General features: G+C 67.3%; 11 protein-coding genes. 10 read left to right on the top strand and 1 reads right to left on the bottom strand.

Features of this window, described 5'->3' with window-relative positions; genetic code table 11:
* The first annotated feature begins 37 nt into the window (after positions 1–37).
* Positions 38–2,701, top strand: coding sequence for a PD-(D/E)XK nuclease family protein (locus HV793_RS29165; protein WP_175214350.1), 2,664 nt, complete (start codon positions 38–40; stop codon positions 2,699–2,701).
* Between the two features lie 3 nt (positions 2,702–2,704).
* The gene (locus tag HV793_RS29160) at positions 2,705–6,151 is read left to right on the top strand and encodes a UvrD-helicase domain-containing protein (RefSeq protein ID WP_175214349.1); all 3,447 of its coding nucleotides are present in this window, start codon (positions 2,705–2,707) and stop codon (positions 6,149–6,151) included.
* 24 nt (positions 6,152–6,175) lie between these two features.
* On the opposite strand, the gene HV793_RS29155 is transcribed toward HV793_RS29160, so the two are convergent.
* Entirely contained in the window at positions 6,176–6,970 is a 795-nt protein-coding gene (locus HV793_RS29155) for an IclR family transcriptional regulator (RefSeq protein WP_119450601.1), read from the bottom strand.
* A 146-nt stretch (positions 6,971–7,116) separates the two neighbouring features.
* Between HV793_RS29155 and HV793_RS29150 the strand changes: the two genes are divergently transcribed.
* The 8 genes from HV793_RS29150 to HV793_RS29115 are packed head-to-tail and all read left to right on the top strand — an operon-like array spanning position 7,117 to position 15,227.
* Positions 7,117–8,196, top strand: coding sequence for an ABC transporter ATP-binding protein (locus HV793_RS29150; protein ID WP_175162064.1), 1,080 nt, complete (start codon positions 7,117–7,119; stop codon positions 8,194–8,196).
* Positions 8,197–8,224: 28 nt separating this feature from the next.
* Positions 8,225–9,271 (top strand): extracellular solute-binding protein, encoded by a 1,047-nt coding sequence (locus HV793_RS29145; protein ID WP_175162062.1) that lies wholly within the window; start codon positions 8,225–8,227, stop codon positions 9,269–9,271.
* Between the two features lie 16 nt (positions 9,272–9,287).
* Positions 9,288–10,124, top strand: coding sequence for an ABC transporter permease (locus HV793_RS29140; protein ID WP_119450604.1), 837 nt, complete (start codon positions 9,288–9,290; stop codon positions 10,122–10,124).
* A 1-nt stretch (position 10,125) separates the two neighbouring features.
* Positions 10,126–10,917, top strand: coding sequence for an ABC transporter permease (locus tag HV793_RS29135; RefSeq protein ID WP_119450605.1), 792 nt, complete (start codon positions 10,126–10,128; stop codon positions 10,915–10,917).
* A gap of 26 nt (positions 10,918–10,943) precedes the next feature.
* Positions 10,944–11,252: a N,N-dimethylformamidase alpha subunit family protein gene (locus HV793_RS29130; protein WP_119450606.1), complete on the top strand. Its 309-nt coding sequence runs from the start codon at positions 10,944–10,946 to the stop codon at positions 11,250–11,252.
* Between the two features lie 48 nt (positions 11,253–11,300).
* Positions 11,301–13,541, top strand: coding sequence for a N,N-dimethylformamidase beta subunit family domain-containing protein (locus HV793_RS29125; protein WP_175214348.1), 2,241 nt, complete (start codon positions 11,301–11,303; stop codon positions 13,539–13,541).
* A gap of 8 nt (positions 13,542–13,549) precedes the next feature.
* A complete protein-coding gene (locus tag HV793_RS29120) occupies positions 13,550–14,836 on the top strand; it encodes an NAD(P)/FAD-dependent oxidoreductase (RefSeq protein WP_175214347.1) in 1,287 nt (428 codons plus the stop codon).
* 28 nt (positions 14,837–14,864) lie between these two features.
* Entirely contained in the window at positions 14,865–15,227 is a 363-nt protein-coding gene (locus HV793_RS29115; protein ID WP_119450609.1) for a cupin domain-containing protein, read from the top strand.
* Positions 15,228–15,485: the final 258 nt, after the last annotated feature.

Genomic DNA, 15,485 nt, shown 5'->3' with positions numbered 1-15,485 from the left:
ATCGCGCGCCGCCTGCGGGCGGGCGCTACGGATGCCCATGCAGGACTCATCGCCCTCCTATCCCGATCTATCGCTGCCGGACATCGGCGGCATGCCTGCCGCCGACACGCTGGTGCTGACGGTGAACAACCGCCTGTCGCGCCGGCTTACGCTGGAGCTGGCGGGCCTGCTGCGCCAGGAGCGCCAGGTCAGCGAGTTGCCGCGCATATTGCCGCTGTCCGCCTGGCTGGCCGATGCCGCCAATGAACTCGCGTTCGAGACGGATGGCGATGTGCCTGCCTATCGGCTGGACAGTTTCGCCACGCAACTGGTGTGGACCGAGGCGATCCGCGCTGAAGAAGCCGAGCGCGTGCTGTTGGATGCGAGCCAGGCCGCGCGCTTGTCGATGGATGCAGACCTGCTGATGGACGAATGGCAACTGCACGTGCCTTCGGGCGCGGATACCGACGAATACCGCGGCTTCGCGAAATGGCGGGTTCGCTACCGCCAGGCGCTGGCCGGCATCGATGCCGAGGATGCCAACCAGGGCTATGCGCGCGTATTGCGGGCGCTGGAGGACGGACGCCTGCCCGTGCCGCGCCAACTTGTGCTGGCCGGATTCACGGACATGTCGCCGCGCTTTCGCCGGCTGCTGCAGGCGTTTGAAGAGCAGGGCGCGGCCGTTGCGCAGTGGCGCGACGCGCAGCGCATTGAAACGCCGGCGCGCAGGTTCGAGGCCGCCGATCAAGGCGCGGAATGGCGCGCTGCCGCGGCCTGGGCGGCCGAGCGCTTGAAAATGCATCCCCATGGCCGCTACGCCATCGTCTCGCCCCAGCTGGAGGTGGAATCGCCGTTCGCGCGGCGGGTGCTCAGCCAGGCCCTGGCCGGGCGTGGCGGCGAAGCCGCGTACGCCTTCAACGTGGCGGTGGGGCGGCCGTTGAACGAATGGCCGATGGCGCGCGCCGCGCTCGCTTGGTTGCGCGCCCTGGCCGAATGCGCGCCGGGCAAGGGCTGTGGCGTGGAGGTGCTGGGCGCGGCCCTGTTGGGCGGGCATTGCGCGGGCGACGTGCGCGACCGCGCGCGGCTGGCCTCGATCGACGCGCGCTGGCGGCGCCAGGCGCAACTGCATGTCGGCCCGCAGGATTGGCGCAAGCTGCTGGCGGACTTGCCAGCGTTGGCGCAGGCCTGGAATCAGGCCATGGAAATCTGGACGCAGGGCGGCCGCCAGGCCACTTGCGACGTGTGGATGTTGCGCATGAAGGCCGCGCTGATGGCGCTGGGCTTTCCCGGCGAAGGCGTGCTGGACAGCGTCGGCTATCAGGTGATGGGCGCCTTGGGCGATGCGCTGGGCAGTTTTTCGGCGCTGGCGCCGGCCGCCGGGCGCCTGGGCGGCGTGGCCGCCGTGAACCTGCTGGAAAGCGTGGCGCGTTCCGCCTCGTTCCAGCCGCAACGCGATCCGCAGGTGCGCCTGGACGTGCTGGGTTTGCTGGAAGCCGAGGGCGGCTATTGGGACGGCGTCTGGGTGTTGGGCCTGACCGATGACGTGTTGCCGGCCTCGCCCAAGCCCAATCCGCTGTTGCCGCTGGCAGTGTTGCGCCAGGCCAAGGCGCCGCGCGCCACGCCCGAGCGCGAACGCGAATGGGCCGAAGGCATGTACGCGGCATTGTGTCGCTGCGCGCCCGAGATCATCGTCAGCCACGCGCACATGGACGGCGAACGCGAGCTGCGTCCGTCGCCGCTGATCGCGGCGGCAGCGCTGACGGACTGGACGCCCGCGGCGGCGCAAGCGTTGCCGGCCTTGCCGCAGGAATCGCTGGACGACGCGCAAGGGCCCGCTCTGGCGGCCGGCAATCGTGGCGGCGGCGGCCTGGACGTGCTGGACACGCAGGCGCGCAATCCGCTGTGGGCCTTCGTGCGGCATCGCCTGGGCGGCCGCGAAATGGCGCCCTATGCGGATGCGGCCACGGTCAACGTGCGCGGCCAGTTTTTGCACAAGGCGCTGGAACTGGTGTGGGGCATGATGCCCGATCAGGACGCGCTACACGAAGTCATGGCCACGGGCCGCCTGCCTGCCTTGCTGGAGCAGGCGGTGGCGCAAGCCGCGGACGAGGAACTGAAAGACTACGCGCCCGCCTTGCGCACGCTGGAATGCCAGCGCGCCCAGGCCGTGCTGGCGTCCTGGCTGGATATGGAAGCGCAGCGCCTGCCCTTCGCGGTGGCGCAGGTGGAAAAGAACCATCAATGGCAGCGCGGCGCGCTCAACCTGAAGCTGCGGCTGGATCGCATCGATACCCTCGGCGATGGCCGCAATGTCATCGTCGATTACAAGACCGGCGTGGCGGCGGCCAAGCCCGAACCCGACTGGTCGCGCAGTCGCCCCGTGAACGTCCAGTTGCCGTTCTATGCCTCGGTGCTGGCGGACGCCGCGGGCGGCGAAGTGGCGGGCCTGGTGCTGGCACAGATCCATGCGCGGCAGGTCGCCGCACAAGGCCTGGCCGACGAGGACCTGGGCGTGCCCGGCGTTACGCTGGCCAGCGACAGCAAGTACTTCGACGGGCTGTCCTGGCCGGAGATCCGGCAGCGCTGGCGCAGTGCCATCGAAGCGCTGGCCGACGAGTACGCCGCGGGCTACGCGGCCAACGTCGCGTATCGCCGCGACGACCTGAAATACTGCGATGCATTGCCGTTCCTGCGTTTGCATCTGGACGACGAGGACGCATGAGCCATGGCTGAACAAGAACGCTTGCCGCATGACCATATGGCGCGCGCCGACGCGCTGGATCCGACCCGTTCGTTTCTGGTGCAGGCGCCCGCCGGCTCGGGCAAGACCGAGCTGCTGACGGATCGCATCCTGGCGCTGCTGGCCACTGTGAACCGTCCGGAAGAAATCGTCGCCATCACCTTCACGCGCAAGGCCGCGTCGGAGATGCACGCGCGCGTGCTGAGCAAGCTGCGCCGCGGACTGGATGCCCCGCCCGAAGCCATGCACGAGCGCCGCAGCTGGGAACTCGCGCGCGCCGCATTGGCACGCAACGACGAGCAGGGCTGGCATCTGCTGGACCATCCCGCGCGCCTGGCCATCCGCACCATCGACTCCTTCTGCGCGGGCCTGGTGCGCAGCATGCCTTGGTTGTCGGAGCTGGGCGGCATGCCCGAGATCACGGATGATGCGCGCACCCACTACGAGGCGGCGGCGCGCGCCACCCTGGACCTTGCCGACGACTACGAGGCCGTGCGCATCCTCCTCAAGCATCTGGACGTGGACGTGCAGGCCGCCAAGGAGGCCATCGCCGACATGCTGGGTCAACGTGACCAGTGGCTGCCACTGCTGCGCCACGGCTCCGACCGCGAGGGCATGGAAGCCATGCTGGCCGAGGCCATCGGCGAAGACCTGGACGCGCTCAGCGAGGCCATGCCCTATGGCTGGGCCGAAGCGCTATGCGGCCCGGCGCGGCTGGCTGCCGCCAATCTGCAGGATGGAGAGACCGAAAACAAGCTGCTGGCCTTGCTGGACTGGACAGAAGAGCCTCCGCCTGACGCCGAAGCGCTGGAGCTCTGGCAAGCCGTGGCGCATCTGCTGCTGACGGGCACCGGCACCTTGCGCAAGACCGTCAACAAGAACCTGGGCTTTCCTGCCAAGTGCGCGCACAAGGACCCGTTCGTGGCGTGGCTGGAAGCCGCCGACCCGGACGCAGTCTGGGTGCGCCGCCTGCATGCGGTGCGCGACGTGCCCGCGCCACATTTCACCGATGCGCAATGGGAAGTGCTGGGCGCGCAGCTGATGACGCTGGCGCTGGCGGTGGCGCAGTTGCGGCTGCGCTTCGCCGACACGGGCGAGGTGGATTTCATCGAAATCTCGCAGCGCGCCGCGGCCGCGCTGGGCAGCGCCGACGATCCGGGCGAACTGCTGCTGAAGCTGGACGCCTCGATCCGCCATCTGCTCATCGACGAATTCCAGGACACCAGCCAGACCCAGCTGGACCTGCTGCGCACGCTGACCTCGGGCTGGCAGCAGGGCGACGGCCGCAGCCTGTTCCTGGTGGGCGACCCGATGCAGTCCATCTACCGTTTCCGCAAGGCGGAAGTGGGCCTGTTCCTGGAAGTCGCCGACATCGGCGTAGGCGAACTGCAGCCGGATTTCCTCAACCTTACCGACAACTTCCGCTCGCAGGCGGGCATCGTCGAATGGGTCAACCAATCGTTTGCGCAGTTGCTGCCCCGGCGCAGCGATGCGGCGGCGGGAGCCATCGCCTACAGCCCGTCCACCGCTTTCCATGAAGCGCTGCCGGAACCCGCTGTGCGCTTTCACCCGGCCTGGTCGCGCGAGGGCGCGGCCCCCGCGGAAGCGCAGGCTGAAGACATTGCGGTGGACCTGGTACGCCAGGCGCTGATCGATCACAAGGGGGCCAAGCATCCCGTCGCCGTGCTGGTGCGGGCACGCAGCCATCTGGGCAACCTGACCCGCCGCCTGGCGCAGGAAGGCATACGCTGCCGCGCGGTGGACCTGGTGCCGCTGGCCCTGCGGCCGGTGGTGGCAGACCTGGTGCAACTGGTGCGGGCCTTGTCGCATGCAGGCGACCGTCTGGCCTGGCTGTCGGTGCTGCGCGCACCGTACTGCGGCTTGACGCTGACATCCCTGCAGCGCTTATTCGGCGACGACCACATCACGCCGGTGCCGGTGCTGCTGGAGCGCGCCCTGCGCATCGCGCCGCAGACCGTACCTTCATCCGCCACCAGCGCGCCTCAGGGGTCATTGTTCGACGCGGCGCCCGCAGCGCCGGACACGCCATCGGCGCAAAGCGTGCTCGGCGCCGACGAGTTCGAGCGCTTACGTCAGGTGGCGGGCATCCTGCTCGACAAGCGCAACGCCTCGGGCGCCATGCCTTTCGCGGCGTGGGTGGAGTCGCTGTGGCGCCGCCTGGGCGGTCCTGCGCTGTATGCCGGACTGTCTGTGGCCAACGACGCGGAAAGCCTGTTCCAGCTGGTCGAGCGCCTGGCGCCGCACGGCGCCATCGACGTCGCGGCCCTGGACGCCGGCATCGCGCGCTTGTTCGCCGCGCCGGACGCGGCGGACGAAGACACGGGCGCGGTCGAAATCATGACCATGCACAAGTCCAAGGGACTGCAGTTCGAAACCGTCATCCTGTACGGCCTGCACCGCGCGCCGCGCGGCGATCAGGCGCCGCTCGTGCGCTTTGAGCAGAGCGGCGGCCGCGTGCTGTTCGGTCCGGTAAAGCCGCGCGCCGAAACCGAGGCCGACCCCCTGTCGCGCTACCTGGGCGCGCGCGAGGCGCGCCGCGCATCCTACGAAATCGATCGCCTGCTGTATGTGGCAGCGACGCGGGCGCGCAAGCGCCTGCACCTCGTGGGCCACGTGTCGGTGGACGAAGCCAGCGGTCAGGTCAAGACGCCGTCCTCCGCCAGCCTGCTGGGCCGCTTGTGGCCCTGCCTGGCCACACCGACACCGCCGTCGCTGGATGGCGAAACGGTGGGGCAGGAAGCCGACGGTCCCGAGTGGCAGGGCGAACCCTTGCGGCGGGTGGACCGCGCGGGCCTGGCGCAATTGGCGCGCGTGGCGGACGTGGCGGTCAGCCCCGGCTTTGGCGCCGCAGCGCGCGGCGCCTGGGGCGATGGCGGCGAACATCCCGCCTGGCAACTGGAGGCCGGCTACGACGCTGCCATCGGCACCTTGTCGCATGCCTGGCTGGCGCGCATCGGCCAGGACGGCGTTCAGGCCTGGTCCGCCGACGCGCTGGCCGAACGCTTGCCCGCCATGCGCCGCCAACTCACGCGCGCCGGCATCCCCGCCAGCCAGGCCGACGCCGCCTCCGAGGCCGTGCTCGAAACCTTGCAAGCCACCCTGGCCGACGAACGCGGCCTGTGGCTTTTGTCCCAATCCGGCGCCCGCCGCGAATGGCCCCTGATCGACGCCGCCGGCAAGGTGTCCGTCATCGACCTGGCCCTCAGCACCGAAGACGGCTGGCTCATCGTCGACTACAAAACCGGCCGCCCGCACCCCGGCGAAACCCCCACCGCCTTCGCCGGTCGCATGCGCCAACGCCACGGCGACCAACTGTTGCGCTATTGCGCGCAGGTCACGGCGCTGGACGGCCGCGCAGCGCGCGCCGCCCTCTACTTTCCGCGGGGCCGCGCCTGGATCGACCTGTTGTAGCGCGGGCCGCCGGCCCGGTGGCCGTCAGGTAAACGAGCGCACCGAATTGTTGATGCCGCGGGCGCAGTCGAACACTAGCGGACCCAGTCGCGCCAGCGCCTCTTCAAGGGTCCAGCGGCTGGTTGGCGCCACTATGTGCACGGCGGCAACGGGCGTGCCGCGCTGGCCCATGATGGGCGCGGCAATCGTCATGTCGCCCAGGAACAGCTCTTCCTTGTTGTACGCGATGCCTTCGCGCCGCGCTTGGCGGACGATCTCCATCAACCTGGTTGGATCGGTCTCGGTCCATTGCGTATGGCGCTGCAGCGGCGATGCATCGAGTATGGCCTGGGCGGCGTCTTCCGGCAGCGCTCCCAGGTAGGCGCGGCCGCTGGCCGTGCAGTACATCGGGATGCGGCTGCCGATGGGCATGTGGATGGGAATGAACTTCGCTGCCACGACCCGGGACACGTAGACCATTTCGTGGTCCAGGGGTTCGGTCAGGTTGACTGTTTCCCCGGTGATGTTGGACAGTTCGGCCAGAAATGGATTGGCGGCTTCGACCAGCGGGTCGGCCGCGATGTAGTTGTAGCCGAGTTCCAGCACTCGCAGCGTGGGGCTGAACTTGCGCGTCTTGGGCGATTTGCTGATGAGGCCCAGTTTTTCCAGCGTGTACACGGTGCGCTGGGCCGTGCTGACGCTGGTGCCCACGGCTTGCGCCACTTCCGACAAGGACATTGCGCTTTGCGCGCCGCGGAACGCGAACAGCACTTTCAGCCCTCTCGCGAACGAGTGATTGAACATGCCATCGTCGACTTCCAGTTCGGCCTGTTCCAGCATTTTGGGCTCCTCGTTTTCCCGAATTTTGGGTGTTAATTATCGCCTGGCGGTAATATTAAATCTTCATGCGGGATTTTACTATTGCCCAAAGCATATTCGTTCCAATATTCTGCGCTCATTCATCTGTTTTGCCGGAGTGTGTGAGCATGGGGCAGGGTCAGAAAACAGCGGGGACGCCGATCCTCCAGGTCCAGAACGTCAGCAAGACGTTTGGCGCGTCGGCGGCATTGAAGGGCGTCAGCCTCGATGTGCGCGAAGGCGAGTTTCTGACGCTGCTGGGCCCGAGCGGCTGCGGCAAGACCACGCTCATCCGGATCATCGCCGGCTTCGAAACACCCACCTCCGGCGAGGTGCGGATCGACGGGCTGTCGATCCTGTCCGCGCCGCCATACCGCCGTCCCCTCGGGATGGTTTTCCAGAACCTTGCCTTGTTTCCGCACCTCACCGTCGCGGAGAACATCGGCTACGGCCTGAGGATGCGTCGCGAAACGCCTGCCGCCATCCGCAGCAAGGTGGAGCGCTCGCTGGCGATGGTGGGCCTGGAGGGTTATGGCGCGCGCTACATCGGCCAAATCTCCGGCGGACAGAAGCAGCGCGTGGCGCTGGCGCGCGCCATCGTCATGGAGCCGCGGGTGCTGCTACTGGACGAGCCACTCGGCGCCCTGGATATGAAAATCCGCCGCCAGATGCAGACCGAGCTGAAGCTGATCCAGGAAAAGCTCGGCACCACTTTCATCTTCGTGACGCACGACCAGGAAGAAGCCCTGACCATGTCCGACCGCGTTGCCGTGTTCCGCAACGGTCTGATCGACCAGGTCAGCGATCCCGCCACCATCTACGAAAAGCCGCAGACCCGCTTCGTTGCGGAGTTCGTGGGCGACACGAACTTCTTCGAAGGCGTGGTGCAGACCGGCGCGGCGCGTGTGGACTGCGCCGAACTCCGCTGTGCCTTTGATCTGCCGGAGCCGCGTTTCGCCGCGGGCAGTGCCGTGGGTGTGTCGCTGCGCCCCCAGCACCTGAAGCTGACGCCGATGGCCGGCGCGCGCCTGCAGGCCCGCGTGGAACGCCGCGTCTACGCCGGACAGAACACCCGCGTCTGGCTACAGGCCGGCGCCCGCACCTTGATCGCCGACTGGCCTGCGCAGGACGGACTGCCCCTGCCCGAACAGGGCGCAGCCGTTGGACTGACCTGGGACGACAGCCGCATTTCGGTCGTTTCCCTCTAGCGCTGTTCACTCTTACTGGAGTCGCACAATGAGCATCCATCGATTCGCCAACTGGACCACCGCCGCGTTCATGGCCGTTTGCGGCGCAGCCGGCGCGCAGGAAATCACCATGGCCACCTGGGGCGGCGGCGTCGGTGCGGCGTGGCGCGAGGCCTACGCCGAGCCCTTCACCAAAGAGACCGGAATCGGCGTGAAGATCGTCGAAGTGCCCACGCCCGAGGCCCAGGTGCGCGCGCAGAAGGACGCACCCAAATTCAACGCGGCATTGTCGTCATTCTTCGAGGCCTCGCAGATGTACAGCGACGGTCTGCTCGAAGATTTCGACATGAGCGAGGTGCCGGCGCTGAAGAACGTGCCTGAGAAGTACCTGCTCAAGACGCCCGGCGGGCGCCTGATCGGCGTCAGCACCTATTTCGCCTACTACGGTATCGCGGTCAACAAGGACCTGGCCAAACCCTCCGATTTTTCGTCGTGGAAAGCGCTCGGCGATCCCAAATGGGCGGGCAAGCTATCCGTTACCCGCCCGGTCTACAGCTCGGCCTATGACCTGACCATCATGTCGGTGGCCGAAGGCGGCAATGAGCGCGACACCGCCAAGGGTTTGGCCCTGCTGACCGCGCTGGGCAAGAACTCGCTGGCGATGTACAGCTCGATGGCGCAGATGAACCAACTGCTGCAGCGCGGCGAGGTCACGGCGGCTCCCTATTACTCGACCCGCGTCTGGCAGATGAAGCGCGACGGGCAGACCAATATCGAGATGGTCATCCCCAAGGAGGGCGCGCTGATCCTGCCCTACATCGTGGTTGTGCCCAAGAAGGCGCAGGGCCGCGCCAGCTACCTGAAGTGGCTGAACTACGTGGCGCAGCCGGAAGGGCAGTCGCGCATCGCCGACGTCGCCGGCTATCTGCCGCTGAACAGCATGGCCAAGTTGTCTGCGGCCACTGAAAAAGAACTGGGACAACCGCTGAAAGCCCTGCGCGACCAGCTCTACCAGCCGGACTGGAACTACATCGCCGAATCCCGCAAGTCGCGCATCGAGCTGGTCGAGCGCGCCATGGCGGGCGCTGGCCGGTAAGCCCGGAGCCGCCTCGATGAAATCGACCCGGCCGCCGCTGATACTGCTGCTTCCTCCAGCGATCCTGATCCTCATGTTCGTCACGGGAATCGCCTATCTCGTCGTCGAATCGCTGCGCGCCGGGGAAGGTTTCGGCTTGGGCAACTTCGCCAGCTTCTTCGCTCGGGCCGACTACGTCGCGGTGCTGTTGCGCACGATAGGGATCGCGCTGGTTGTCACGCTGTTCTCCGTGCTGGTCGGTTATCCCATCGCCTATGCCATCTCGCGCTACCGGGGCAATCGGAATCTCCTGATGATGCTGGTCATCACGCCGTGGCTGGTCAGCGTGGTGGTGCGCACCTACGGCTGGGTGGTGATCCTGGGCCCCAAGGGCACCTTGAACTCGCTGCTATTGTCGCTCGGTCTGATCGATACGCCCATGCGGTTGATCTTCAACATGACCGGCGTCGTAATCGGCCTGGTGCATGTCTTCTGTCCATTCTTCATCGTTTCGGTGTTGGCGGTGCTGCTGCACCTGGACCGCGCGCTGGACGAGGCGTCGCAAACCTTGTCGGCTGGCCCGGTGAAGACCTTTATGCACGTCACCTTGCCGCTGAGTCTGCCGGGCGTTATTACCGGGGCCATGCTGGTCTACCTGCTGTCCACCGGCGCCATCGTCACGCCGCTGCTGCTGGGCGGCGTGCGCGACGGCATGCTGGCCACGCAGATCTACCAGGACGTGTTGCAGGTCTTCGACTACCCGAAGGCCGCCAGCATGGCGATCGTCCTGCTGTTCGCGGCGTTCTCGCTGGTCATCCCGCTGCAATGGCTTGAACGCCGCGTCGCCGCGCGCGTGTCCGGAATGGGAGTTTGATATGCGCTGGCTTTACCGCTTGCTGCTGGTGCTGCTGTTCGGCTTCCTGCCTTTGCCCATCCTGGTGGTGGCGGTGTCGTCGTTCACCTCCACGGGTTATTTCACCTTGCCTCTGGCCTCGCTGTCGTGGCGCTGGTACCTGGAATTCTTTACCGACGCGCAGTGGCTGGGCCTGCTGGCCGTCAGCGCCGGCATCGCCTTGCTGGTGGCGTTCATCAGCACCTCGGCGGCCCTGTTGGCCGCGTTGGTGCTGGACCGCAGCCGCATCAGGGGTAGCGGCCTGATGGAGTCCCTGATCATGCTGCCGCTGGTGTTTCCCAACGCGGCGCTGGGCGTGGCCTTCCTCGGACTGCTCGGCTTGCTGGGCGTCAGCGGCTCGTACCTGGGCATCGTGCTGGCGCATTGCATCATTACGCTGCCGTTCGCCTATCGCCCCATCCTGAACTCCTTGCGCAAGCTGGACCCCGCGCTGGGAGAAGCCAGCATGAGCCTGGGTGCGCGGCCCGCGCAGGTGCTGCGCACTGTAACCCTGCCCATGCTCAAGCCCGGCTTGATCACTGCGTTCCTGTTTTGCTTCATCGTGTCGTTCGACGAGGCGACGATCACCGTTTTCCTGGTCGCCCCCGATGTCAACACCTTGCCCGTGCGCATCCTCACGCAGATACAGGAAAGCGCCAGCCCGGTGATTGCCGCCATCGCCACGTCCCTGATCGTCTTCACGCTTGCGCTGGTGCTGCTGCTGGAGCGCACGGTCGGGCTGGAGATGTTCGCCGCGCCGGAGCGCGACCACTGAACCCCTTTTTATGTCCGGAGCCCGATATGTATGAGATCCAGCCCGAAGATGCGGAATTGCTCAAGCACTTCAGGACGACCACCACCAAGAACCGGCCGTTGAAGCTGAACCGCCTGCTCAACCGCTTGCGGATGGAGCCCATGGCCGGCAAGCAGGTCATCGTCTGCACCAAGCCCTATTCGGAATATGCCATTGGCACGCTGGGCGAGGGGCGGGGCGATCCGGTCGAGCTGGCGCCGCAGCGCTACGCCAAGTTGGCCGATGCGCAGTGGGCTTTGCTGAAGATCCGCTGGGCCATTCATTCCCCTTATCCCTGGCCGTCCGACCTGGACTGAACGCCGGCCGCCACGCCGTGTGGCCTGAACCCAATCGACGGAGCCTGTATGTACGAGATCCTGGGGTACCCCAGCACCTGGACGATCGCGCCGGGAGAGACCATAGAATTCAAAGTCAGCTGTGCGCAGGCACTGCGCTACGACGCCGATCTGGTGCGCATCCGCAGCGGCGACGTGTCGCCGGGCGCGCCGGGGCTGAAGGAAACCGTGGTGTTGTCTGGTATCGCCACCGGTATCGCCGGACGTCCGCAAGGCACGGAAACCGGCTCGCGCGCGGTGGCGCCGGCGTTCAGCGAGCCTGTCTCGGGCTGCAAGAGCTGGATCCTGGCGGTGATGCCGACCTTGCCCTGCAACGGCGGCGATCAGGCGATCCTGTCGCGCTGGGACGAGGCCGCGCACGTCGGCTACGCGCTGGGCCTGGACAGAGACGGCCGTCTGTTCTGGGAGCAGGGCAGTGGGGGCAAGAGCGAGCGTCTCACGCTGGCGTTGCCCATGGCCGCGAGACAGTGGTACCTGGTGGCGGTGAACATGGACCTGGATGCGGGAACGGTCGCGCTGCGGCAGACTCCCGCCAATCCCTTGCTGGCCGTGGATTCCCATGCGCAGGCTAGTGGCCGGCTGACAGCGGTGGATCCGGCTGCGCTGGCGAGCCTGCCGCTGACGATGGGCGCGGCCGCCACCGGCAAGCCGTTTCCACGCTATGCCCGGCACTATAACGGGCGGCTCGATTCGCCCACGTTGCTGCCGTATGCCGCGGGCGATGCCGACCTGGCGCAGCTGCGCGTCGAGGCCGCGGCGCGCCGCCATGCCGCGCCGCCTCTGGCCGCATGGGATTTTTCGCAACGCATCGACACCGACGTCATCGTCGACGCAGCCCGGCCCTGGTCCGAGGGGCGCATCGAGAACCTGCCCGCGCGCGGCGTGCCCGGCCTGCGCTGGGATTCCAGCGTCATGTTCTGGCGCGAACGCCCAGACCATTTCGCCGCGCTGCACTTCCATGACGACACGCTGGAAGACGCGGGCTGGGAAACCGACTTCAGCCTGGCCGTGCCGGATGACCTGCCCAGCGGCCTGTATGCGGCGCGCCTTACCGGCGCGGCGGGAGAGCAGGAGCGCATCACCTTCATCGTGCGCCCGAAGGCGGGCGGCCCACGCAAGCGGATCGCGTTCCTGGCGTCGACGGCCACCTACATGGCGTACTCGAACTCGCACTACCGCCTGGATGAAGAGGGCATGGAAATGAAGTCCGGCAACTTCATGGTCCTGTATCCATGGGAGACCTATCTGGGCGAGCATCGCGAGCTCGGCCTGTCCATGTACGACACGCATTCGGATGGCTACGGCGTCTACTACGCCTCGCGCCTGCGACCGGTTTTCAGCATGCACCTGCAATGCCGCACCTGGTCGCTCAATGGCGACACGCATTTCCTGGACTGGCTGGATGAAAAGGGTTTCGACTACGACGTCATCACGGACGACATGCTGCACGCGGAGGGTCTGCAGGCACTGGATGGCTACAAGGTCGTCATGACCGGCGCGCACCCCGAGTACTGGACCACGCGCATGTGGCAGGCAATGGTGGCATACCAGGGGCGGGGCGGTCGCCTCATGTACATGGGCGGCAACGGCTTCTACTGGCGTTGCGCCTACCATCCCGAGAAGCCCTGGCTGATGGAACTGCGCCGGACCGAGACCGGCGCCCGCTACAGCGAGACGCCGGCGGGCGAGAGCTACCACAGCTATACCGGCGAATACGGCGGCACCTGGCGCCGCATCGGGATCGCGCCGCAGACGCTGACCGGTATCGGCACGACCGCGACCGGGTTCGACGCCTCATCCTATTACCGCCGGCGGCCCGAAAGCCATGATCCGCGCGTCGCCTTCATGTTCGACGGCGTGGAGGACGAGATCATCGGCGATTTCGGCAGCAGCGGGGGCGGCGCCGCGGGCGACGAGATCGACCGCGTCGACTACCGCCTGGGCACGCCGCCGCACACCTTGATCGTGGCCCGCTCGGAAAAGCACACGCGCTACTACAACGTGGTGCCCGAAGAGACCACCTATCACCATCCCACCATCAACGGCGAGGAAGCCAAGCACTGCTATGCGGACCTGGTGTTCTACGAATGCCTGAACGGCGGCGCCGTGTTCTCCACGGGCTCGATCACGTGGGGCGCGTCGCTGGCCTGGAACGGCTACGACAACAACGTGTCGCGCATCACCGCGAACGTGCTTGCCCGGTTCGCCGACGCCACGCCCTTCGTGTTTCCCCAGGCCAGCGGACGCTGATACCCACCATGCGCGCACCAGACTCGGCCGATGCCCGGCAATCCTTGTGGCAGCAGACCGCGGGACAGGCGCCCGCGACGCCGGCCCTGACCGGTTCCGTCCAATACGACGTCGTCATCGTCGGCGCGGGCATTACCGGCCTGTCCACGGCCTTGCATCTGAGCGAATCGGGGCTGCGCGTCTGCGTGCTCGATGCCCAGGACCCAGGCTGGGGTGCCTCCGGCCGCAACGGCGGGCAGGTCATTCCGGGCATCAAGCACGACCCGCGGGCGATCTTGGCCCGTTATGGGAAGGAACGGGGGGAGCCGCTGTTGAGCATGGTGGGGTCGGCCGCCGACGCGGTGTTCGAACTTATCGATAGGCACGCCATCGCCTGCCATGCCACGCGCGCCGGCTGGATACAGCCGGCCCACTCGGCCCGGGCCCTGGAGACGGTGTCGGATCGGGCGCGGCAGTGGCTGGAGCGCGGCGCGCCGGTGGAAATCCTGGACCGGGAAACGGTCAGCGCGCGTCTGGGCACTGACCGGTTCCTGGGCGGCTGGATAGACCGGCGCGCCGGCAGCATCCAGCCGTTGCTCTACACACGCGGCCTGCTGGCGGCGGCGCAAGCCGCCGGGGCTGCCGTGCACGGCCATACCCGCGTCAAGGCGCTGGAGCGTTCAGGCCAGCATTGGCTGGCACGCACGGAGCAGGGCGCCACGGTCCGGGCAGACCACGCGCTGATCGCCACCAACGGCTATACCAACGGCTTGTGGCCAGGCCTGCAGCGCAGCGTCATCGCGGCCAACAGCTTCATCGTCGCTACGGGGCCGCTGGACGCGCAGGCTTGCGGTCACATCATGCCCGGCGGCGTCGTGGCCTCGGACTCCCGCCGCCTGCTGCTGTACTTCCGCCGCGACCATGAGGGCCGTTTCGTCCTGGGCGGCCGGGGCCAGTTCGCTGACCCCGTCGCGCAGCAAGACTGGGATCACCTGGTGCGGGGGGCGCGCATGCTGTTTCCCGAGCTGGCTCGGATTCCGTTTACCTACCGCTGGGCCGGCCGCATCGCCCTGACGCGCGACTTCGTGCCGCACGTGCACCAGCCTTCGCCCAACCTGCACATCCTGCTGGGCTACAACGGTCGCGGCGTTGCGCTGGCGACGCAGATGGGCCGCTACCTCGCCCGCACCATCGCCGCCGGCGAACCCATGCCATACCCGGTCACCCCGATCACGCCGCTGCCGTTCCACGGCCTTAAGCGTTTCTACATCGCCCTCGGCGTTGCCTACTACGGCCTGTGCGACAAGCTCTCGTAGAGGCGCCAACCCCAACCCCGGAGCACCCATGTCCATCCAGCACATCCCCCAGACCGGCGACTCCGCCCAGCTCGACGAGCTCGGCCCCGTCGGCATCCCGCTCAGCGACCCCGCCTGCACGCTGCGCGCAAGCAAGATAGTGATCCCCGGCGCCGAAGCCACCAGCGCCGGCATCTGGGAATGCACCCCCGGTCAGTTCCGCCGCGAGGTCCAGGAAGGCGAGATCATGCACATCCTTGCCGGCTCCGGCACCTTTACGCCCGACGGCCAGCCCCCCCTGCAATTCCGCGCAGGCGACACCCTGGCCATGCCCCCCGGCACCCAAGGCGTCTGGCACATCCACGCCACTGTCCGCAAACTCTATGTTCTGGCCGCCGCCACGTCCAAATAAGAAGCCATCGCCCGGCCAACCCTGCAACCCGTCACCCCTCCCATTCGCGATCAGGCATATCAAGAAAAGCGCAGCCCAGTGGAGATAGCCAAACGAGGGGGAAAGGCGCGCAAAAGCAGTCCAAGCCAGGCAAAGCGAAGCGAGCCAAAAGGACCAGCGAAGCGACGTCCCAACCCCCTCCCCCTCGGGGGGAGGGCCGGGGAGGGGGCGCACATTCAGCCCCCCGGGGCCCGCCAGCCGAGAGGCTAGCAAGCAAGC

The organism is Achromobacter aegrifaciens (genome assembly GCF_902859965.1).
Lineage (GTDB): Bacteria > Pseudomonadota > Gammaproteobacteria > Burkholderiales > Burkholderiaceae_B > Achromobacter > Achromobacter aegrifaciens.
Note: the sequence above shows the minus strand (reverse complement) of the source record. Positions and strands in the feature narration are given on the sequence as shown.

Excerpts from the sequence above, each read along its gene's own strand:
- HV793_RS29165 (WP_175214350.1), top strand. The coding sequence starts at position 38 with ATGCAGGACTCATCGCCCTCCTATCCCGATCTATCGCTGCCGGACATC.
- HV793_RS29160 (WP_175214349.1), top strand. The coding sequence starts at position 2,705 with ATGGCTGAACAAGAACGCTTGCCGCATGACCATATGGCGCGCGCCGAC.
- HV793_RS29155 (WP_119450601.1), bottom strand. The coding sequence starts at position 6,970 with ATGCTGGAACAGGCCGAACTGGAAGTCGACGATGGCATGTTCAATCAC.
- HV793_RS29150 (WP_175162064.1), top strand. The coding sequence starts at position 7,117 with ATGGGGCAGGGTCAGAAAACAGCGGGGACGCCGATCCTCCAGGTCCAG.
- HV793_RS29145 (WP_175162062.1), top strand. The coding sequence starts at position 8,225 with ATGAGCATCCATCGATTCGCCAACTGGACCACCGCCGCGTTCATGGCC.
- HV793_RS29140 (WP_119450604.1), top strand. The coding sequence starts at position 9,288 with ATGAAATCGACCCGGCCGCCGCTGATACTGCTGCTTCCTCCAGCGATC.
- HV793_RS29135 (WP_119450605.1), top strand. The coding sequence starts at position 10,126 with ATGCGCTGGCTTTACCGCTTGCTGCTGGTGCTGCTGTTCGGCTTCCTG.
- HV793_RS29130 (WP_119450606.1), top strand. The coding sequence starts at position 10,944 with ATGTATGAGATCCAGCCCGAAGATGCGGAATTGCTCAAGCACTTCAGG.
- HV793_RS29125 (WP_175214348.1), top strand. The coding sequence starts at position 11,301 with ATGTACGAGATCCTGGGGTACCCCAGCACCTGGACGATCGCGCCGGGA.
- HV793_RS29120 (WP_175214347.1), top strand. The coding sequence starts at position 13,550 with ATGCGCGCACCAGACTCGGCCGATGCCCGGCAATCCTTGTGGCAGCAG.
- HV793_RS29115 (WP_119450609.1), top strand. The coding sequence starts at position 14,865 with ATGTCCATCCAGCACATCCCCCAGACCGGCGACTCCGCCCAGCTCGAC.